The organism is Neptunomonas concharum, assembly GCF_008630635.1.
GTDB classification, from domain to species: Bacteria; Pseudomonadota; Gammaproteobacteria; order Pseudomonadales; family Balneatricaceae; genus Neptunomonas; species Neptunomonas concharum.
In genome coordinates this window covers 2,171,732-2,190,761 of record NZ_CP043869.1, presented here as the reverse complement: position 1 = coordinate 2,190,761, position 19,030 = coordinate 2,171,732, and the positions used below count along the sequence as shown (strand labels likewise).

The following is a 19,030-nucleotide window of genomic DNA, read 5'->3' as shown; positions in this document are numbered from 1 at the left end:
GTTTTCCTGTACAGTTATTTTTTCGGGTACAGATTGTGGTTTCTATAACGATACAGATAAGTGTTTTTGTTATCTGTGCTGGTTTTAATAATATTTGTCTGAATCTGTATCGGTTTCAGTTTAAGGCATAAGCTATCTTCCATCAATGATATGGAGGGCAGAACGATGATTATTATTGAAGTCATCCGGCGAATATTGGAGCGTTTGAAGTTTTTGCGTCAGCGCCAACAAACACGTAAGCAACTAATGATGTTGAGTGCCTACGCTTTGAAAGACATAGGCATTACACGATCAGATGCTCTGAAAGAAGGGTCAAAGCCTTTCTGGAGGGATTAGTTATGTCACTAGTCACTCGATTAGAACAAGGTTCGCTGTCACAACCAACGTGGTCCGCGCCCCAAAAGGGATTGTTATTAGGATTACTTGCAACGGTACTCTTCTCAATGACATTGCCAGCAACGCGCTGGAGTGTGCAGTTTTTTGACCCGATTGCTATTGGCTTTGGCCGCTCGGCAATTGCATCCATAGTCGCAGCGATTTTACTTAGAGCCTTCAATGTACCTTGGCCGAGTGCGCGTCAGATACGATTACTCTTGCTAACGGCTTGTGGTGTTGTGTTGGGCTTTCCTGTTTTGTCAGCGCTTGCTATGAAAGAGATGGGGGCTGCACAAGGTGGTGTATTGATGGGTATTTTGCCTTTGTTAACCGCGGTATTTGGTAGTCTCCTCAATCATGAAAGAAACCCTCTGGGATTCTGGCTATGCAGTTTGGCTGGTGCGCTGGTTGTCATTGCTTTTTCATGCAGAGGAGGTGCGACATCGGTCTCATTTGGCGACTTTGTGTTAATGCTGGGTATCCTGCTATCGGCGATAGGCTACGCGCTGGGGGGCAAATTATCAGCAGAGATGCCTGGGTGGCAGGTGATCTGTTGGGCTCTGGTTTTTACGGCTCCTATTACTTGGAGTGGCTATCTGTGGTTTGGTGTAGCGCCTTTGCAACACAGTTTCTCCGGCTGGTTAGCGTTTATTTATCTGGCGTTAGTCAGTCAACTGTTTGGCTTTTTTCTTTGGAATAAAGGCTTGGCATTAGGCGGTATTTCACGGGTAAGCCAAATACAATTATTGCAGCCATTTTTCACACTGCTGTTAGCAGGTGTTTTTTTGGGAGAGGTCATCGATCTGTGGACACTCATGTGTGCCGCCTTGGTGGTTGCGCTTGTCTACTCAGGCCGACGTTTTAAGTTAAATCAGGAAGTTAAGTCATGAATAAGCTAGATTTCTATACGCTGGATGTTTTTACTAATACCCCTTTTGCTGGAAATCCGTTAGCTGTTTTTGTTGATGCAGGGCATTTGTCTGATCAGCAAATGCAAAGCATCGCCCGGGAAATGAATCTATCGGAAACTGTCTTCATTCGGGAAAAAACAGCAAAAAATCGTTGGTCCATACGAATTTTTATGCCTAACGGTGAAATTCCTTTTGCAGGGCACCCTACGGTAGGTACTGCTCTATTGTTGCGCTCTCTGGGTTGGCTGGAGACATGGGATAAAGAAGAAGATCTGATCCTTGATGAGGTTGCAGGTGCGGTCCCAGTAGTATTTAAAGGGCAAGAGCCAGAGGTGACGGCGATATTTCAAACGCCGCAACTCCCTGTCATTGATGTTGAGAAGAGCACGTTAACCCAAGCGGACATGGCCGCCATGCTGGGTTTAGCGTCGGCTGATATTGCGGAACAGCCCTTTGTTGCTAGTTGCGGTGTGCCCTATCAGATCATACAACTGACTTCAGTAAAGGCACTCTCCTTAGCTAGATTGAACCTTAGCTATTGGCGAGAAAAGCTAGAAGATCATATAGCTCCAGATCTATGTTTGTTTGCGTATAGTGATTCAGATGTAGATATTCAAATGCGAATGTTTGCTCCTGCCGCCGGTATTGCAGAAGACCCCGCAACGGGTAGTGCCGCTGCTGCCTTAGTGGGAGGGTTGGCATTAAAGCACAATTTGAAAAAAGACACCGGTTGGATGATCTCTCAAGGTACAGAGATGGGGCGCCCTAGCCGCATAGGCACGCATGTACGCATCAACGAATCGGGAATTATTGCTGTTGAAGTATTTGGTGGGGCCGTTGTCATCTCACAGGGCACTCTATTGCGCCAGCCATTGTGAGCAGATTTAACGTTTCGTTGAAAAATATCTGATATAGGTGAACTTTCTGCAAAAGCTGTCTATGCTGATTAAAAGTGACTTCAAATTATAAAAACAAAATAAAGGAGGTCGGCGATGTTTCAAGAATTTCGCCATATACGGTTGCAAGAGATAGCAGATGTTAATTACCTGCTCACGCCTGAACAGTCTACTACACCGATTGGCTTACATAGCCCGGCGGCAGCTGTAATGACTGATTTTGAAACGGTGACTCCTGTCACTGTTTCTCAAGATCAGCAAGTGGATGAAGCACTAGAATGGATGAAGAGCCAACATGTGCGCTTTCTTTTTGCCGTAAATGATAATAACCAACTCACGGGTGTGGTGACGGCCAGAGACATTATGGGGCGTCGAGTGATGTCCCATATGCAAACCAGTGGCGCGGCGCGGGAGGATGTACTGGTTAAACATATTATGGTTGGCAAATCTCAGTTACAAGCACTTACATTTGAGCAGTTACAACATGCAAAAATTGGCGATGTGATGCTGACCTTAAAAGGCTCTGGGGAGCAACATGTCTTGATCATTGATGAAAGCTTAGCCAGTGTGAAGCGGGTGAGGGGCATTATTTCAGCCAGCGATATATCTCGAAAACTCAAAGTGGGTTTTGAAGTAATGTACGAAGCAAAATCATTTGCGGAAATAGAACGAATTATTACGCATGGTGGAGGAATTTAACTGAATCTATTGATCTGTGCATAAATTTATTTATACTCGCGAAAAATCAAATAGCCCGTACTGGAAAGACCATTACGGGCTATTTAGTTTATAACCTATGAGAAATAAACGAGGTGACCCCCGTAGTGAAACACCCTGATCTGATTCAACCGTCAACTTGGACAAAAATTAAAAATCTGGCGGATGCTAAAGAAACGCCTTTTATCGTGATTGACCTAGATACGATCAAGCAGAAATATTTAGAGTTGGCGGCTGGTTTTGAGTATGCCCATATCTATTATGCCGTTAAGGCTAACCCGGCGGATGAAGTGATATCGCTATTGGCGGAGTTGGGATCCAAGTTTGATATAGCGTCTACTTATGAATTAGACAAGGTGTTACGTCACAACGTTGCGGCGGATCGCTGTAGCTACGGTAACACCATTAAAAAGCGTAATGACATTCGCTATTTCTATGAGAAAGGCGTTCGGCTGTTTGCTACGGACTCAGAAGCAGATCTTCGAAACATTGCGGAAAATGCGCCAGGATCTCGCGTGTATATTCGAATTCTAACTGAGGGTGCAGAAGGTGCAGATTGGCCGCTGTCCCGAAAGTTTGGGTGTAGCCCTGAAATGGCCGTAGAGCTTGCAGTCCTCGCCAACGACCTTGGATTAGAGCCTTATGGCATCTCTTTTCATGTAGGATCCCAGCAGCGCGAGATAGATGTGTGGGATGGTGCCATTGCTAAAGTGAAAACGGTTTATGACCGACTCTATAATGATCATGGTATTGCACTAAAGATGATTAATTTAGGCGGTGGTTTCCCGGCCCAATATAATCAGAAGACCAATGACTTCCAGACCTATGTTGAAGAGATAACCCGTTACTTAACAGAAGATTTTCCGGATGATATTCCTGAAATTATTATGGAGCCGGGGCGTTCTTTAGTGGGCGATTCGGGTGTCATGGTATCTGAGGTGGTTTTGATTTCCAGAAAATCCTCCTCTTCTCTAGAGCGCTGGATCTACACGGATGTTGGTAAATTTAATGGCCTAATTGAAACGCTGGATGAATCAATTAAGTACCGTATATACACAGAACGTGATGGGGAAGAAGAAGATGTAATTTTGGCGGGGCCTACCTGCGATAGTATGGATATCATGTATGAAAACCACAAATACCAGATGCCATTATCACTAGATATTGGGGATCGGCTTTATTGGTTATCAACAGGAGCCTACACCAGTAGTTATTGCTCCGTGGAGTTTAACGGTTTTCCGCCACTAAAGAGCTATTTTGTATAATTTCACCTTGCTAGAGGGGCGATGGTATATACCATTTCCCTCTATATATGTTTAAAAAGTTTAGATAAATCAACTGATAAAGTGTTTCTTAAATGCTATATTAGAACATGTTGCAATAGGATTTATAGAGCTTTTTGCTTGTAGGTCTTATACAGATATTCGATCTTATAATCATAATAAAAGAGCTGTCGATGAGAAGTGATACGTCTGGGGATTGGCTGGGTAAAGCGGATCAAACCAGCGTTTGTAATGGGTATTATGACCCGAAGAGGGATGAATTAAGGGTCTATAAACACGAGCCTGAAAAATTTTTAGGTTATGACGATAGTGATTGTCTGCGGGAAGGGTTCTTATCCTCGATTGTACACGCAGATGATTTGCCTTTGTTCAGTGCTGTTTGGCAGCGCTGGCTTGATGCAGATGTTTTTCAGGAGATGAACCTGAGACTGAGGAATGGCAGCGGTGATTATACTGCTGTGAGCTTTCGAATAGCGGGCGACTTGCCTGCAAAGGGAGCGCTATTTCCTCTTCGTTTAATTGCTTATCCTAAGTCTCATAATGGCGCAACCTGCTTACAAAAAAATGCGTTGCTCGCTATGCAGCAAGCTGGCTTTCAAGTTTTATGCCTAAGTGCTAACGGAGATATCCTAGAAGCAAACCAAGCTGCATCCGATTTTTTGGGGTACAGCGTAGAAGAACTGCTACAGCTTAAGATTTTTGATATTGATGCAAAGTGCTCGAAAGAGCGATTTGCCAATATTTTGAGTGAGCTCCGAAGTAATAAAGGCCAAATTCGGTTTGAAACCCGCTATGTCTGTAATGGTGGCGCTTCTCATCCTGTTGAAGTTTTTCAATTATCACTGGCTCAGCCGGAAGGTGATGATCTCTTTATTGCGATCGTACAAGACATATCCCGCCGCTATGAAGACCAGCAAGCGATCGCTTTAGAGCACCAACGCGCGAACTATTACCTCGATATTGCCGGTGTCATTATGGTGACATTGGATTTAGAGGGGAGGGTGACTTTACTCAATCGTTTTGCTTGTCAGCTGCTGGGTGTCGATCAATCAGAAGCGATTGGTTTAGACTGGTTTGATAATTTTCTGCCTGAAGTAGGTAGAGTTCCTGCTCGGCGAGCTTATAACCGTTTAATGAGTTTAGGGACAACACCCAATCAAGAGGTTGAAAAACACGTATTGACCCGCTCTGGGGAAGAGCGCTTGATTTTGTGGTACAACCGCGTGTTGGAAGATGAGCATGGCAATCGTGTTGGCATTCTTTCTTCGGGTACGGACATAACTGATAAGACAGAAATGAGTGGTCAACTTTCGTTGGTTAATGCAATGGTTGACCATAGTTTTGACCCGCTTATTTGCTGCTCCCCTGATGAACAGTTCAGGATTGTTTATGCTAACGATGCAGCTATCCAGCACTTTGGTGTTAGTCCTGAACTGCTTTATAAGACCCATATTTTTGACTGGGATCCTGATCATTCCTTGTCGATCCTTAAAAATAACTGGAGATCGATACAAACCCAGCCTCGTAAAATAGAAACACGCCATCGGCTAGCGACAGGGGAAGAGATCCCTATTGAGGCATCCTCTCGGGCATTTGTTTATCATAATACCGACTACATGATCACGGTTTTCAAGGATTTGCGGGACCGTATCAGCTTTCAAACTGCCGTAAAGACAGCGCAGGAGCGCTCTAAGTTATTACTTGAACACAGTAATGAGGGCATATTTGGTTTAGATTGTGATGGGGTAACAACTTTTATTAACCCTGCTGCGGCCATGATGCTAGGTTATGATCCTGACGAGTTAATCGGCAAAAAAAATCATGATTTGATCCACCACTCTAACGCTGATGGTGTCTATATACCGGAGTCAGAGTGTCGTATGATTTTGGCGATTCATAACGAAAAAAGTTATCGAGTTGAAACCGATGTCCTATGGCGCAAAGATGGTACCTGCTTTCCTGTGGAATATTGGAGTTCTCCGATTCTGGATAATGACCATGTAGTTGGCGCAGTGGTGACGTTCCACGATATTACTCACCGAAAACAAGCAGAGGAGCAAATTCGTTATCTCGCTTTTCACGATTCCCTCACAGGCTTACCTAATCGACGCTTATTTATGGATCGTTTTGAGCACGAGTTATCTCAGGAAAAACGCTCTGGCCTGAAATCGGCACTACACATGTTGGATTTGGATCATTTTAAAGAGATAAACGATACCCTTGGACACCCTGCCGGTGACCAGCTACTGATCGCTACGGCTCAGCGTATTGAAGGGTTACTAAGGGAAGGTGATACCTTTGCACGATTGGGTGGTGATGAATTCGCTATTTTGCAGAGTAATATAAAAGATTTATCGGATGTCGCCAGCTTAGCTTCTAAAGTGATTCAAAGTTTTGATAGTTCATTTCTTGTCTCAGGAAGTCGTCTTCGGACCAATACCAGTATTGGTATTGTAATCTGTGATCTTGAAACCTCCGTTAATGAGCTGATCTCTAGAGCGGATGTGGCGCTATATCGAGCAAAAGAACAAGGTCGTGGTTGCTTCGTTTTTTATCAAGAGGAGATGACTGAGAGGGTGCAGCGAGATGCAGAGCTGGCTCATATGCTCAGCAGTGCGCGCTTCTTACAGCAGTTGTATTTGGTTTATCAACCGCAATTTGATTGTGTATCGGGACAGCTAGTCGGCATGGAGGCACTACTGCGCTGGAATCACCCTCAACGAGGCCTGATTCCGCCGCTTACATTTATTCCCATTGCTGAAAAGCGTGGCATGATTGATGACATTGGTTTGTGGGTTGCTCAACATGTTTGCATGGATGCTGTGAAGTGGTTATCGGAAGATCTACGCTTCGGAACCGTGTCATTTAATCTATCCCCTGTTCAACTACGCAGTGAACAAGGTATCAAACAGTTATTATCTGTACTAAATGAATCGGGCATTCCCTTGGAGACTTTTGAAGTTGAAGTGACGGAATCAGCCTGTATGGATGCATCAGATGAAACCCTAGGGATTCTTGAACAGTATGTTGCTCAAGGTCTGAGAATCGCTATTGATGATTTTGGTACGGGCTACTCTTCAATGGTTGCGTTGAAAAAACTTAGCGCATGTCGTTTGAAGATTGATAAGAGCTTCGTCAGGGATATGCTCCATGATGAAAATGATGGCATGATCGTGAATGCTACTATTGCGTTGGCTCACTCCTTGGGTTTATCTGTTGTGGCGGAAGGTGTCGAATCCAAAGAGCAGCTATCGATGCTCAAAACACAAGGCTGTGATGCTGTGCAAGGGTATTTTTTGGGTTATCCCATGAGTAAAGAGGATACTGAGAAGTTCTTGAGGATTCTTGAAGAACGAACCGGATAGTGGTGATCTATCCGGTTAAATTACATTTTAGGGACGGTTAGACTTAACCCACCTGATCAAGTGTACGGGCGCGAAACTGCGCCCCGCGTTCTTTTGCTAATATCTGGCAGGCTGAAATATCTACACCTTCCAATCCATCGATGGCAGTCGCGGTTACCTCTGGTATCCAATGCGATGCCCTTTCTATAAAAGAAAGCACTGCAGAATAACTGTGAGGTAAGCTCGGTGAGCAATGTTTCTCGTACAGGTGTTCATTTTGGGCGTTAAGGGAAACTGATACCGCATCGATACATGTGGCTAAGAGTGGCACGATATCTTCTTTGTGAAAGAGACTACCAAGGCCATCCGTATTTAAGCGGGTTTTACCACCACTGGCTTTAACCGCATTCGCGATCCTGATTAAGGCTTTTAGTCTTAATGTAGGTTCCCCAAAGCCACAAAAAACTACCTCGTCATACTGTTGCGGATCTCCGATTAACTGGATGATTTTTTCAGGGTCAGGGCGGTTCGAAAGCGTTAAGTTGTAGTCACGAACCTCTTTTGAGTTGTTGTGCTTTGGGCAAAAACTACAGGCAAGCGTGCACCGATCAGTTAGATTCACATACAAATTGTGGCCAATAACATAAATGAGCGTATCAGGCTCCGCGTGGCAGACTCTTTTTGCAGGGTTTGGGCGAGGTTTCACAATTGGCGCTCCATCTCTTTATCTGCCGACACTCTAATCCTGAATCCGCTGTGATGTATTGACAGGTATCAAAGAGAGTTTATCTACCTTTTAAATTTCATAACACAGAGAATAATCGCGCGTACTGTGTTGCCCAAGCCATGCTATAAATTGCTTAACAGGCAAGGGTTTACAGATTGAAAATCCCTGTGCTTGGTTACAGTTGTTTAAGGAGAGTTGGTAGAGTGTTGCTTGGTCTTCTACTCCCTCTGCAACGACGTTTAAACCGAAACTATGAGCAAGACCAATAGTAGATCGAACAATTGCTGCATCTTGCTCATTTGACAGCATATCTGCGACAAAACTACGATCAACTTTTAAGGTATGGATCGGCAGCCGCTTGAGATAACTCAGAGAGGAGTAGCCGGTGCCAAAGTCATCGATGGCTAGGCGAATACCTAATTGGCTAATATCCCCCACAACAGTCTCGGCGCGCTCGGGATCGCTGATAAAAGCGCTTTCCGTGATCTCGATCTCTAAAAGTTCAGCGGTAATATTATGATCAATTAGCAATTTCTGAATAATGCTGGGAAGTGATACATCAATCAGATTTCTGGCCGAAAGGTTCACTGCAATCGGAAGGTTTATTCCTAACGCGGCGAAGCCTTTAATTTGCTGGATGGCTGTCTCAATTACCCAAAGGCTAAGGGAGTGGATAATATCGCTCATTTCGGCAAGTGGGATAAACTCCGCAGGAGGAATATTTCCGAGAGTGGGGTGATTCCATCGAAGTAAGGCTTCACAGCCAACACATGCTTGCGTTTGAATATCTATACGAGGTTGATAGTACAAAGAAAGCTGGTTATCTCTGATGGCTTTGCTTAGATCTGCCATTAGTTTGAGACGCCTTGGACTATGAGCGTCTAAGTAGGTTTGATAAACAACGACACCAGAAGATTGTGATTTAGCACTGTACATGGCGACATCGGCACAGCGCAGAAGTTCGTGGCTGTCATCACCATCTGCAGGAAACAGTGCAATCCCAATACTGCCTCCTAACTCAAGAGTAATTCCTTCAATAATGAAAGGTTGGCGAACGCATTGAGTTGCCATTTTGGCGACAGTACATGCTTGATCTTTATGAGAAATAGAGGGCATCAATATGGCGAATTCATCTCCACCCAGGCGATACAGTATTGCCTGCTGGCTGTTGAGAACACTGCTGAGTTTTTCTCCTAACGCTTTTAAAAGTAAGTCGCCGGTATGGTGCCCAAGAGTATCATTAACCTCTTTGAATCTATCTAAATCCAATAGCATTAAAGCGGCGAGATGTTTGTTATTTCGAGCTTCTTGCAGTGCTAGGAAAGCATCAGTGTGAAGTTGCGTACGGTTTGCCAAGCCGGTGAGTGAATCATGACTAGCACGATACTCCAACTCTTTCTGTGAAGCTAATAAGGCTGACTCAGCATTCTTACGTTCAGTAATATCGTAAGCTATTCCTAAATAACCTGTAATGTGTTGATCAACATCTCTTAATGCTGTGACGGATAGAAGAACGGGGATTTCATGACCATCTTTGTGAATATAGGTCCACTCTCTATCCTCTGATTGTAGCTCTTTACACCGAGTAACAAACACCTCAAAACCTGGTTGTATCTCACGTTCTAGCATGGTCGATAGTTCTTTGGCTCTTTCTACCACCTCACTTGCTTTGTGAATGATCTGTGGTGTCTTACGTTGAATCATCTCATTTGCCGTATACCCTAGTAGGTTTTCAGCTGCTTTATTAAAGGTGAGAATAATGCCATTAGGATCGGTAGAAATAATGCTATAACGGGCACTGTCAAAAATAGCTTGTCTCAGAGAATTAAGCTCAAGTACTTTTTCTTGAGCGATTTTAAGGCTATCAATATTATGCAAGGTGGCGATTAAATGGATTTCTTCATTAAGCTCTAGGCGGTTGAGTTTAAGTGAGACATAGAAAAGGGAGCCATCCTCGCGTTTATGTAGCCACTCTGTACTTTGCTCGTGTCCGTGTAGGGCCTGTTCTCCTAATTCATACGCCTTGCCTTTGGATAATTGCCCGTCGGGTTGGTAAGCTGGGGAGAGAGAGTCTAGACTGCTTCCTAATAGTCTATCTTTGCAGTAGCCAAATAGTGTCAGTGCAGTTTGGTTACAATCAATAACCTGATGATTTTTAATAATAAAAACTCCATCCCCGCACTGCTCGTACAGTAGACGATATCGTGTTTCACTATCTTTTAATGCATAGAAAATACGCAGTTGGGCAATCAAGTCAGAGATAGAGATAGCATAATTACATTCATGTTGACTCCACAGTCTTGGTTGCCCCACTTGTTCAAAACAGATTACCCCTTCTGTTTTACCTTCATACCTAAAGGAAGCGTCCAGCATGGCATGTATGTTGAGGGGTTTTAGGTAGGGTTCAGTAAATTCAAGGGTGCGAGAATCGGTTAATGCGTTGTTGGCATCTAATATTCGATGGTGTTCAATAGCATCAAAGTAGGAAGGGAAATCAGTAGCACGTAGGCGCATACCTCGGGATATTTTACTTTCGTCAGCATCGAACAGTACTTGGCATTCGAGTTCATGCTTATCGGTTAAAAACCAAATACTTGCTCTGGATACGTTCAATGCTTGTGTACAATTTAGTGCAATAACTTGGAAAGCCGAGTTTAGGCTTGTGTTCCACAGTTGTGCGTTCTTCATCAGTGCAACATAGGATGACTGCAGCCTTTGCATACGCGGGGCATGAGATGTTTGGGAGAATGAATCGCGCATGTCTCTTTCCATGTATTCTGATTACCATCTATCAGTCCAATCCATGGAAGAAATATCTGTTCTTACTTGATGCTCCTCATAAGTCTAGGCAACAAACAGAGTAACTAGCAACTTTTTAGCCTGTGACGATAGTTGAATAGAAAAGAAGCTAGTGCAGAAATAACACTCGCTTCTTTTGCCGATGTTCAAACAAAATCTAAACGTGCTGAAACGTATTACTCTCAGACGTGACGTGAGTGATGAGCTTAATTAATTGGCTGACCGCTTCATCAATTGAGCCATTATTATGGATGATTAGGCACTCTTTTGAGAGCGCTCGCGCATAATGTTTTGATCGCATAATTCGTGCTTCGATTGCTTCACTGCTCTCTCTCCCGCGGTTAACTAAGCGCTCCCTAAGAGAGTTCTCTTCTACCTCTATCAATACAGGAATGAGGCACTCTCCATAGTGCTCTATCGCTTCGGGCAGGTGCTCGCGAGAGCCGTTCACAATCACGGAATGGTTTGCATTTAGCCAAGTATCAACTTCACAGCCAATGCCGTAGTAGTGGCCATTTGCTTCCCAGCTCATAGCAAATAAGCCGAGTTTTTGCCTTAGGCGGAACTCGTCGACGCTCAGCTCAATATGGTTTTCGCCACCAGATTGCCAGTGGCGAGTGATATAGCGATGCGCGACCATAAAGCCGCTTTCAGGATGCAGTTGCTCTTTCAAACCGGTTAATAGTGAGTCTTTGCCGCTGCCTGATGGGCCCATTAAGTAGATAATTTTAGCCATGATGATCTCGTCTGTTGGTCCTAAAAAACCCGGTTGCCATCTTTCCATACATGCTCAATGTGCACATGATCATTAGTGAGGCTGCTCCACACCAGATCGGCTTTACATCCTGCTTGAATACGTCCGCGATCCATCAGGCCCACTGCATCGGCAGGCTTTTGGCTAACCATTGAGATCGCTTCAGGTATATCATAAGTGTTGTCATTACGCAGCGCTACGTGGAAAGCCGCATCCAAAAGGCTAGCTGGGTAATAATCACTCGACAATATGTCTAATACGCCATCTGATGCAAGCTGGTGGGCTGCAATATTGCCTGAGTGCGAACCGCCACGTACCACATTGGGGGCTCCCATCATGACCTTCATCCCTTTATGGTGAGCTGCCTTAGCCGCTTCCTGCGTCGTTGGGAACTCGGCAATTACCATATTGTACTGGTGGGATTCGTCTACATGGGCTTGTGTGGCATCATCATGGCTGGCCAGTGGGATACTTTGCTCATTACAAGTACGGCAGATCTCTTTTCGAAAGAGGTGACTGAAGCGTTGGCTTGATGCCGTTTGGCGCTGAATAAAATCATCCATCTCGGTGTCAGATAATTTATATTTACCCTGATAGTATTCGCGGTATTTCTCTATTTTTGCAAACTGGCGCTGACCGGGGGAGTGATCCATAACCGATACAAGTTGTACCGGTGTTCGCTCCAGTAGCGCGTTGAACATATCTAATGTATCGGCATGGCTAACCTCACAGCGAAGGTGTAGCAAGTGATCTGCGCGGGTTAGTTTGCGTGCCCGGGTTTCACTTAACGCATCTACCATACGTGTCAGATTTTTCAGGCGTTCACTGCCTTGAACCACATCCCCGATAGAAATGGCATCAAATACAGTAGTAATTCCAGCGGTAACCATTTGAGCATCATGCACTTTAAATGCTGAAATGCCTGGCCAAGCAACGCCGGGGCGAGGGGTAAAGTGCTTTTCCATGTTGTCAGTATGCAGTTCGATCATCCCGGGAGTCAGGTATCCTCCTTGGCAATCGATAGCAGAGGGGAGTGTGACATGACCGTGATCGATGCTTTCTATGAGGCCTTTTTGTACTGTCAGGGTACCTTTAATGACTTCGTTGGAGAGAACAATATTGGCGTTGGTTAAGATCATGGGAGTATGGCTCCACGTTCGTTATCAATAGGTAGGTCAGGCACGGGTTTGACATCAAAATAGTGATCGGCGACCGCTTCTCTGACTGACTCATCATGAAAAATGCCAACGATTGCAGTGTTACGAGCAAGCGCTTCGTGAATCAGCTCAATGACGACTTCGCTGTTGCGTTTATCTAGCGATGCTGTGGGCTCATCTAAGAGTAAAATGGGGTAGTTGTGAATAAACCCTCGGGCGATATTCACCCTTTGTTGTTCACCGCCAGAGAAAGTCCCAGGAGGAAGCGACCAAAGCCGCTGAGGGATATTGAGGCGTGCGAGTAATTCACATGCTCGAGCCTCTGCTTCAGCGTCCTCGATACCGCGTTCCTTAAGGGGCTGCTTGACCACTTCAAGGGTAGTGACTCTGGGTATAACGCGAAGAAATTGGCTAACATAACCTAACGTATCTCGTCGGATGGCGAGTAATGTCTGGCTGTTTGCGCTAACCAGATTCACCATCTCATCATGATGGCGGATCTCTATATCCCCGCCACCGGCTAGGTAGTTGGCGTAAAGGGTGCGTAACAGTGTGCTTTTTCCTGCGCCGCTTTCTCCATGAAGTACCGTGCATTCCCCTGCATTGATTTGCAGGTTAACTCTGTTTAACACCGGCAATTGAATGCCCCCTTGATTGTGCAGTGTGAAACTTTTGCTCAATTCCCGCACATGGATCATGACTGTCATTGTTGATTCCTTTTTGTTGTACGGTTAAGGGGTAAGCACAGACGAAACGAGTAGTTGCGTATAGGGATGCTGAGGATCGTCCAGAACTTGATCCGTCAGGCCCGTTTCGACGATGTGACCATGGCGCATCACGACCAAGCGTTGTGCTAATAACCGAGCAACGGCTAGATCATGGGTAACGATGATGACGGCGAGATTCAGCTCTGTTACTAAGGTTCTTAGCAAGTCGAGTAAACGTGCTTGTACCGAAACATCTAAACCACCGGTTGGCTCATCCATAAAGATTAAGCGAGGGTGAGTCACCAGATTTCGGGCGATCTGCAAGCGCTGCTGCATCCCGCCGGAGTAGGTTGATGGTTTGTCGTCTACGCGGCTCACGTCAAGCTCAACATCTTTCATCCAGCGCAGACCTTTATCGCGTATCTTGCTATAGTTTCGTTCCCCAACTGCCATGAGGCGTTCACCAATATTAGCGCCTGCTGAAACATTCATGCGTAGTCCATCGCGGGCATGTTGATGCACAACTCCCCATTCGGTACGAAGGAGCCTGCGCCTTTCCGACTCTGGCAGCTTATAAAGATCTAGCCACTCGCCATTGCTACGTTTGTAAAGCACACTGCCTGTATCAGGCTCCAAACGAGCTGAGAGGCTATTTAGCAGGGTGGATTTTCCAGAGCCGGACTCGCCGACAATGCCTAATACTTCACCAGGGTAGAGATCAAAACTGATGGACTCACAGCCTTTACCCGGTGCATAAAGTTTGCTGAGGTTATCGACACGCATTAATGGTTCGCTATTCATTTTTTATGCTCCTGAGGCATGTTTGCGGCGACATTTTCTCGGCAATAATCTGTATCTGAGCAGATGTAGCTACGGGTGCCTTGGTCATCCATAACAACTTCATCGAGAAAGCTCTCGCTTGATCCACAGATAGCGCAACTTTCTTCCCAGCGTTGTATTTCAAAGGGGTGATCCTCAAAATCCAGACTTTCTACTTTTGTGTAGGGAGGAATTGCGTAAATACGCTTCTCTCTGCCTGCACCAAAGAGTTGTAATGCGGGCATCCTATCCATTTTTGGATTATCAAATTTTGGGATAGGTGAGGGGTCCATAATGTAGCGATCATTAACGCGAACCGGATAAGCGTATGTGGTAGCGATATGTCCAAAGTGGGCGATATCTTCATAAAGCTTTACATGCATCACGCCATACTCTTCCAGAGCATGCATTTTGCGTGTTTCTATTTCACTGGGCTCAATAAAGCGTAGAGGCTCAGGAATCGGTACTTGATAGATTAAAATCTGATCATTGGTTAGTGGTGCCTCCGGAATGCGGTGGCGGGTCTGAATCAGTGTGGCTTGGGTTGTTCGTTCAGTGGTTTCAACGCCTGTCAGGTTTTTAAAAAAAGCACGGATGCTGACAGCATTGGTGGTGTCGTCAGCGCCTTGGTCAATGACTTTGAGGACATCCGTTTGGCCGATAACAGCGGCTGTGACCTGTATGCCCCCGGTTCCCCACCCGTAGGGCATAGGCATCTCCCGACCCCCAAAGGGAACCTGATACCCTGGAATAGCGACTGCCTTAAGCAGTGCTCGGCGAATCATGCGCTTTGTCTGCTCATCCAGATAGGCAAAGTTGTAGCCCTGTAGAGTGTCTGTTTGTGTTACTGGGTTCATGAGGTAGGCTCCTCAATATCGGATGCTTTGGCTTTTCTTAGGCGTCTGAGCAATTCTAACTCTGCCTGGAAATCAACGTAGTGGGGAAGTTTAAGGTGAGAGACAAAGCCTGAGGCTTCAACATTGTCACAGTGGGAGAGTACAAACTCCTCCTGCTGAGCGGGTGAGAGCCGCTCTTCATCATAGTCATCCGCTTGCAGAGCTCGGTCTACAAGCGCCATCGCCATGGTTTTGCGTTCGCTTTGGCCAAAGGCAAGACCGTACCCACGTGTAAACTGAATATCTCCGTTGTCCAGCTCGGTAAATCCGTTAATCATTTCGCACTCGCTGACTTGCAGTGAGCCAATGTCGATGTTGAATCCTAGCTCGTCTGGTGTGATAGATAGGTCGACTTCTCCAATGCGTATCTCCCCGGCAAAGGGATGATTTCTGCCGTAACCTCGCTGTGTGGAGTAGCCTAATGCCAAGAGAAAACCCTCATCTCCACGAACCAATGATTGTAAGCGTGCGCTGCGATCACAGGGGTAAGTGGGAGGATCTTGAGTAATGTCGGCAGGTTTGTCACCTGTATCCGTTTCTTTAACGATCAGTGATTCCCGCTCTAGCATTTCCAGTACGCGGGTCATGGTTTCGTGATTGGCTGTAGGGGGTTCTGGCGGTGCCTGATGGTCCGCCTGTGGCTGTTCGCCTTCGGCCAGTAAGCTGAAATCCAGCAAACGGTGGGTGTAATCGAAAGTAGAGCCTAATACTTGTCCACCGGGTAAATCTTTAAATGTGGCAGAGATACGTCGTTCAACGAGCATCTTAGTCGTGTCAATAGGGTTACTGGTGTAAAAGCGGCTGAGTGTGGTTCTATAGGCACGGAGTAAGAAGATCGCTTCTACCAGATCGCCCGCCGATTGCTTGATGGCTAATGCGGCAAGTTCTCGGTCATAAACGGAACCCTCTGTCATGACCCGGCCAACCGCCAGAGGAAGCTGTTCGCTAATCTGTTCGACGCTCAGCTCTTTTAAGTCTAAGTTTCCACGACGCTGTTTTGCTAATAATTCATGGGCGGCAGAGATCGCTTTCTCTCCCCCTTTTACGGCGACATACATATCAGCAAACCTCCACATGGGTGCTGCGAGGAATGCAAAGCAAAGCGTCTTCAGCAGCAAGAATGAGATCCAAACCTAGCGGAAAGCGGTCGGGTCGTGTGGTCAGGTACGTTAGTATGGCGGGGGTAAGGTCAGAAATCCGTATATACACGTCGGTTTCGATACCGGGCCCAGACAGTTTGAGTGTATCTCCATCATCGCCATTTAATGCGTTGACCTGCAAAAGTAGAGTGCATGCGGTTTCAGGGTATTCTACATCGCCCTTATGGAAGCTTTCGGTACTTTGAATTTCCCCGGCAAAGGCGATAGCAAACTGTGCTTTTGCAGCGTCGTCTAGTATGGGGGCTCCTGTGTGGAAGCTTAGGTTATGGCGAATATCTGGTGTATCGAACTCCTTCGACAGCCAAATGGAGGTTTGTTGATCCAGTAACGTTTGGCAGGTGGCAAATAGCGCTTCACTCATGGGGTCTAAAGACTCGGGTGTGGTCAGTTTGCACAGTAAGCCAGGTTCGCTCATCGCTTTAAGTAGTTGGCGAAACGCAAATTGGCTGTCGCTGACTGGATCGGCAAAACCTTTTATCAAGTCGATCCTGCTCATTAGTCTTCTCCTCGCACTAAGGTAAAAAAGTCCACTCGAGTTTTGCTGGTTTGCGTGATTTTCTGTTGGCGGTGAGCATCCTGTTCGGCTTTCAGCGGGATAAGGACAGCCTCAGTAATCTGTGCGTGGTAGGCTTCTAACTGCAAAAGCGCATCGAGTTCGGCTGCGCGTAGTGCATGGGCCTTATTACGTCCGGCTATGTAGCTGTATCCATAGATGCCATCGGGTGTACGAACCACGCAGCGGGTAAGCGGCGTATCGCCTAAATTGAAGGGTTTACCTGTCCCCCCCATGCGTGCTTGTACCTGTGTTAGGCCAATTTCAGGGGCACGAATAGTTTCAAACGGGTGTGTTTTTACCAGAGAATCAGAAAGAGCAATCAACGTCTTAGCAGGGGCCTTCGCCATCACTGATATCCATTGTTGCCTATCATATTGAGAAGTGTTCACTTCAAGGCTCCAAACTGTATTCGAAAATATCGCTGCGGCTGATACTGATGGAGTACTCCATTAAGTCGCCACTAGCGTTAAGGTAATAAAGAGAGTGGATTTCCATCACTGGAATACCACGACCAATGCCGAGCTTTTGGCACTCTTCAAAGGTGGGCATACGTGCTCGAAGGCGCGTTGTTCCTCGTGAGGCATCAAATTGGTAATGCTCTTTTAGATATTGATGCAAGGATCCGGTGTGGTAGGCCTGCATGGTTTCAATATCCACACCAAAAAGGTGGTGCCGAATGAGTGTTGTTGGCTGTTCATCAATGTAACGACAAGTGGATATGACAACGGCATGAGTTCCTGCTGGTTGCTTTATGCGCTTCAGTAGTTCTTGAGGTAGTTCCTGCTCAACGCATTGGGTAACTTCAGTATTGGTTGTCAGTCCTTGTTTGGATAAGTTAAAGGTAAAGCAGGACTGGTGGTGCAAGGCATAATCGATAGGGGATTGGATAACTTGGTTGCCGAGTCCCTGAAAACGTTTCACTAATCCATCTTGCACGAGTTCATCAACTGCGCGTCGTAGGGTATGTCGATTGACGCTGAATCGCTCGGCTAACTGCTTTTCAGGAGGGAGTAAATCTCCTGGGGTATAGTGATCCCTAATTTCATCCCTGAGCTTTGTCGCAATCTCTAAATAAACGGCCATGGTGACTTATCTATACAAGTTAAATGAGCAAAAAAATTAGATAAAGGCTTTACGCAACCGCTGAGAAAGCAAGTCGATCAGGGTGACGCATATAATGATGACGATCATGACCGCAGCGGTTTGTTGAAACTGAAAGCCACGAATACTTTCCCATAGGATGACGCCAATACCGCCAGCGCCCACCATGCCGACAACTGATGCAGAACGAACATTAGATTCAAAGCGGTATAACGAATAGGAGATCCACAAAGGGAGTACCTGAGGGATAACACCATATAAAATCTCTTCTAGCTTATTGGCACCGGTTGCACGTACCCCTTCGACAGGGCGAGGGTCAATCGCTTCTACAGCTTCAGAAAAGAGTTTGGCGAGCACGCCTGTGGTGTGGATAAATAGGGCGAGTACACCGGCAAAGGGGCCAAGACCTACGGCGACAACAAACAGCATAGCAAACACCATCTCGTTAATGGCACGAGTGGCATCCATTAATCGTCTTGTCGGTTGATAGATCCAAACAGGCGCTAGATTTTCTGAGCACATCAAACCTAAAGGAATTGAGCAGACAATCGATAGTACAGTACCCCAAAGTGCGATATGAACGGTGATCGCCATCTCTTCTAGATAGTAATTTATGTCATTAAAGTCTGGAGGGAAAAAGTCTGAGGCAAACTCCAGCATGTTGTCACTGTCTCGGATCAACACCCAAGGGTTCATCTCTGCGGCATCCCAACCCCAGGCAAGCATGATCATGAGTAACCCCCAGCTGAGGGCAGACATCCAGTTAAAAGGTTGGCGAGGTATCGTAGGAGTTAACGTAGTCATAAAAACTTCCGAGGGTAAAACAGG

At 45.9% G+C, this 19,030-nt stretch carries 18 protein-coding genes; 6 read left to right on the top strand and 12 right to left on the bottom strand.

The annotated features are described in order from the left end of the window. Positions 1-165: 165 nt before the first annotated feature. From F0U83_RS10330 to F0U83_RS10305, 6 genes are all read left to right on the top strand, one after another. Positions 166-336 carry a DUF1127 domain-containing protein gene (locus F0U83_RS10330; protein WP_138987615.1) on the top strand — a complete coding sequence of 57 codons (171 nt, stop codon included), beginning with the start codon at positions 166-168 and terminating at the stop codon, positions 334-336. A 2-nt stretch (positions 337-338) separates the two neighbouring features. Continuing rightward, positions 339-1,265 carry a DMT family transporter gene (locus F0U83_RS10325; RefSeq protein ID WP_138987616.1) on the top strand — a complete coding sequence of 309 codons (927 nt, stop codon included), beginning with the start codon at positions 339-341 and terminating at the stop codon, positions 1,263-1,265. After that, positions 1,262-2,164 carry a PhzF family phenazine biosynthesis protein gene (locus F0U83_RS10320; RefSeq protein WP_138987617.1) on the top strand — a complete coding sequence of 301 codons (903 nt, stop codon included), beginning with the start codon at positions 1,262-1,264 and terminating at the stop codon, positions 2,162-2,164. Before F0U83_RS10325 ends, F0U83_RS10320 begins: the two co-directional genes overlap by 4 nt. Positions 2,165-2,278: 114 nt before the next feature. After that, on the top strand, positions 2,279-2,881 hold the full coding sequence (locus F0U83_RS10315; RefSeq protein WP_138987618.1) for a CBS domain-containing protein: 603 nt from the start codon (positions 2,279-2,281) through the stop codon (positions 2,879-2,881). 125 nt (positions 2,882-3,006) lie between these two features. Continuing rightward, positions 3,007-4,164, top strand: a complete 1,158-nt coding sequence (locus tag F0U83_RS10310; RefSeq protein WP_138987619.1) for a type III PLP-dependent enzyme — start codon at positions 3,007-3,009, stop codon at positions 4,162-4,164. Between the two features lie 191 nt (positions 4,165-4,355). Continuing rightward, on the top strand, positions 4,356-7,547 hold the full coding sequence (locus F0U83_RS10305) for a sensor domain-containing protein (RefSeq protein ID WP_138987620.1): 3,192 nt from the start codon (positions 4,356-4,358) through the stop codon (positions 7,545-7,547). Between the two features lie 43 nt (positions 7,548-7,590). Here the strand turns inward: F0U83_RS10305 and F0U83_RS10300 are convergent, their stop codons facing one another. The 12 genes from F0U83_RS10300 to phnE form a co-directional block, all read right to left on the bottom strand. Next, the gene (locus F0U83_RS10300) at positions 7,591-8,232 is read right to left on the bottom strand and encodes a TatD family nuclease-associated radical SAM protein (protein ID WP_246077744.1); all 642 of its coding nucleotides are present in this window, start codon (positions 8,230-8,232) and stop codon (positions 7,591-7,593) included. 90 nt (positions 8,233-8,322) lie between these two features. Continuing rightward, the gene (locus F0U83_RS10295) at positions 8,323-11,013 is read right to left on the bottom strand and encodes a bifunctional diguanylate cyclase/phosphodiesterase (protein ID WP_170221812.1); all 2,691 of its coding nucleotides are present in this window, start codon (positions 11,011-11,013) and stop codon (positions 8,323-8,325) included. 196 nt (positions 11,014-11,209) lie between these two features. Further along, positions 11,210-11,836: a ribose 1,5-bisphosphokinase gene (gene phnN / locus F0U83_RS10290; RefSeq protein ID WP_211343663.1), complete on the bottom strand. Its 627-nt coding sequence runs from the start codon at positions 11,834-11,836 to the stop codon at positions 11,210-11,212. Continuing rightward, complete coding sequence (gene phnM, locus F0U83_RS10285; protein ID WP_138987623.1) at positions 11,809-12,945, bottom strand: alpha-D-ribose 1-methylphosphonate 5-triphosphate diphosphatase; 1,137 nt, start codon at positions 12,943-12,945, stop codon at positions 11,809-11,811. The genes phnN and phnM overlap by 28 nt, the downstream gene beginning before the upstream one ends. Next, positions 12,942-13,670, bottom strand: coding sequence for a phosphonate C-P lyase system protein PhnL (phnL, locus tag F0U83_RS10280; RefSeq protein WP_138987624.1), 729 nt, complete (start codon positions 13,668-13,670; stop codon positions 12,942-12,944). Before phnL ends, phnM begins: the two co-directional genes overlap by 4 nt. A 24-nt stretch (positions 13,671-13,694) precedes the next feature. Continuing rightward, entirely contained in the window at positions 13,695-14,471 is a 777-nt protein-coding gene (gene phnK, locus F0U83_RS10275) for a phosphonate C-P lyase system protein PhnK (RefSeq protein ID WP_138987625.1), read from the bottom strand. Then, on the bottom strand, positions 14,468-15,346 hold the full coding sequence (locus tag F0U83_RS10270; protein WP_138987626.1) for an alpha-D-ribose 1-methylphosphonate 5-phosphate C-P-lyase PhnJ: 879 nt from the start codon (positions 15,344-15,346) through the stop codon (positions 14,468-14,470). The genes phnK and F0U83_RS10270 overlap by 4 nt, the downstream gene beginning before the upstream one ends. Next, entirely contained in the window at positions 15,343-16,443 is a 1,101-nt protein-coding gene (locus tag F0U83_RS10265; protein ID WP_138987627.1) for a carbon-phosphorus lyase complex subunit, read from the bottom strand. Before F0U83_RS10265 ends, F0U83_RS10270 begins: the two co-directional genes overlap by 4 nt. 1 nt (position 16,444) lies before the next feature. Beyond that, a complete protein-coding gene (gene phnH / locus F0U83_RS10260; RefSeq protein WP_138987628.1) occupies positions 16,445-17,041 on the bottom strand; it encodes a phosphonate C-P lyase system protein PhnH in 597 nt (198 codons plus the stop codon). Then, positions 17,041-17,490: a phosphonate C-P lyase system protein PhnG gene (phnG, locus tag F0U83_RS10255; RefSeq protein WP_211343664.1), complete on the bottom strand. Its 450-nt coding sequence runs from the start codon at positions 17,488-17,490 to the stop codon at positions 17,041-17,043. Before phnG ends, phnH begins: the two co-directional genes overlap by 1 nt. Before the next feature lies 1 nt (position 17,491). Next, a complete protein-coding gene (gene phnF / locus F0U83_RS10250) occupies positions 17,492-18,184 on the bottom strand; it encodes a phosphonate metabolism transcriptional regulator PhnF (protein ID WP_138987629.1) in 693 nt (230 codons plus the stop codon). Positions 18,185-18,220: 36 nt separating this feature from the next. After that, the gene (phnE, locus tag F0U83_RS10245; protein WP_138987630.1) at positions 18,221-19,006 is read right to left on the bottom strand and encodes a phosphonate ABC transporter, permease protein PhnE; all 786 of its coding nucleotides are present in this window, start codon (positions 19,004-19,006) and stop codon (positions 18,221-18,223) included. Between the last annotated feature and the right edge of the window lie 24 nt (positions 19,007-19,030).

What these genes read in the sequence shown, in the direction of transcription:
- F0U83_RS10330 (WP_138987615.1), top strand. Translation starts at nt 166, where the DNA reads ATGATTATTATTGAAGTCATCCGGCGAATATTGGAGCGTTTGAAGTTT.
- F0U83_RS10325 (WP_138987616.1), top strand. Translation starts at nt 339, where the DNA reads ATGTCACTAGTCACTCGATTAGAACAAGGTTCGCTGTCACAACCAACG.
- F0U83_RS10320 (WP_138987617.1), top strand. Translation starts at nt 1,262, where the DNA reads ATGAATAAGCTAGATTTCTATACGCTGGATGTTTTTACTAATACCCCT.
- F0U83_RS10315 (WP_138987618.1), top strand. Translation starts at nt 2,279, where the DNA reads ATGTTTCAAGAATTTCGCCATATACGGTTGCAAGAGATAGCAGATGTT.
- F0U83_RS10305 (WP_138987620.1), top strand. Translation starts at nt 4,356, where the DNA reads ATGAGAAGTGATACGTCTGGGGATTGGCTGGGTAAAGCGGATCAAACC.
- F0U83_RS10295 (WP_170221812.1), bottom strand. Translation starts at nt 11,013, where the DNA reads ATGCGCGATTCATTCTCCCAAACATCTCATGCCCCGCGTATGCAAAGG.
- phnN (WP_211343663.1), bottom strand. Translation starts at nt 11,836, where the DNA reads ATGGAAAGATGGCAACCGGGTTTTTTAGGACCAACAGACGAGATCATC.
- phnM (WP_138987623.1), bottom strand. Translation starts at nt 12,945, where the DNA reads ATGATCTTAACCAACGCCAATATTGTTCTCTCCAACGAAGTCATTAAA.
- phnL (WP_138987624.1), bottom strand. Translation starts at nt 13,670, where the DNA reads ATGACAGTCATGATCCATGTGCGGGAATTGAGCAAAAGTTTCACACTG.
- phnK (WP_138987625.1), bottom strand. Translation starts at nt 14,471, where the DNA reads ATGAATAGCGAACCATTAATGCGTGTCGATAACCTCAGCAAACTTTAT.
- F0U83_RS10270 (WP_138987626.1), bottom strand. Translation starts at nt 15,346, where the DNA reads ATGAACCCAGTAACACAAACAGACACTCTACAGGGCTACAACTTTGCC.
- F0U83_RS10265 (WP_138987627.1), bottom strand. Translation starts at nt 16,443, where the DNA reads ATGTATGTCGCCGTAAAAGGGGGAGAGAAAGCGATCTCTGCCGCCCAT.
- phnH (WP_138987628.1), bottom strand. Translation starts at nt 17,041, where the DNA reads ATGAGCAGGATCGACTTGATAAAAGGTTTTGCCGATCCAGTCAGCGAC.
- phnF (WP_138987629.1), bottom strand. Translation starts at nt 18,184, where the DNA reads ATGGCCGTTTATTTAGAGATTGCGACAAAGCTCAGGGATGAAATTAGG.
- phnE (WP_138987630.1), bottom strand. Translation starts at nt 19,006, where the DNA reads ATGACTACGTTAACTCCTACGATACCTCGCCAACCTTTTAACTGGATG.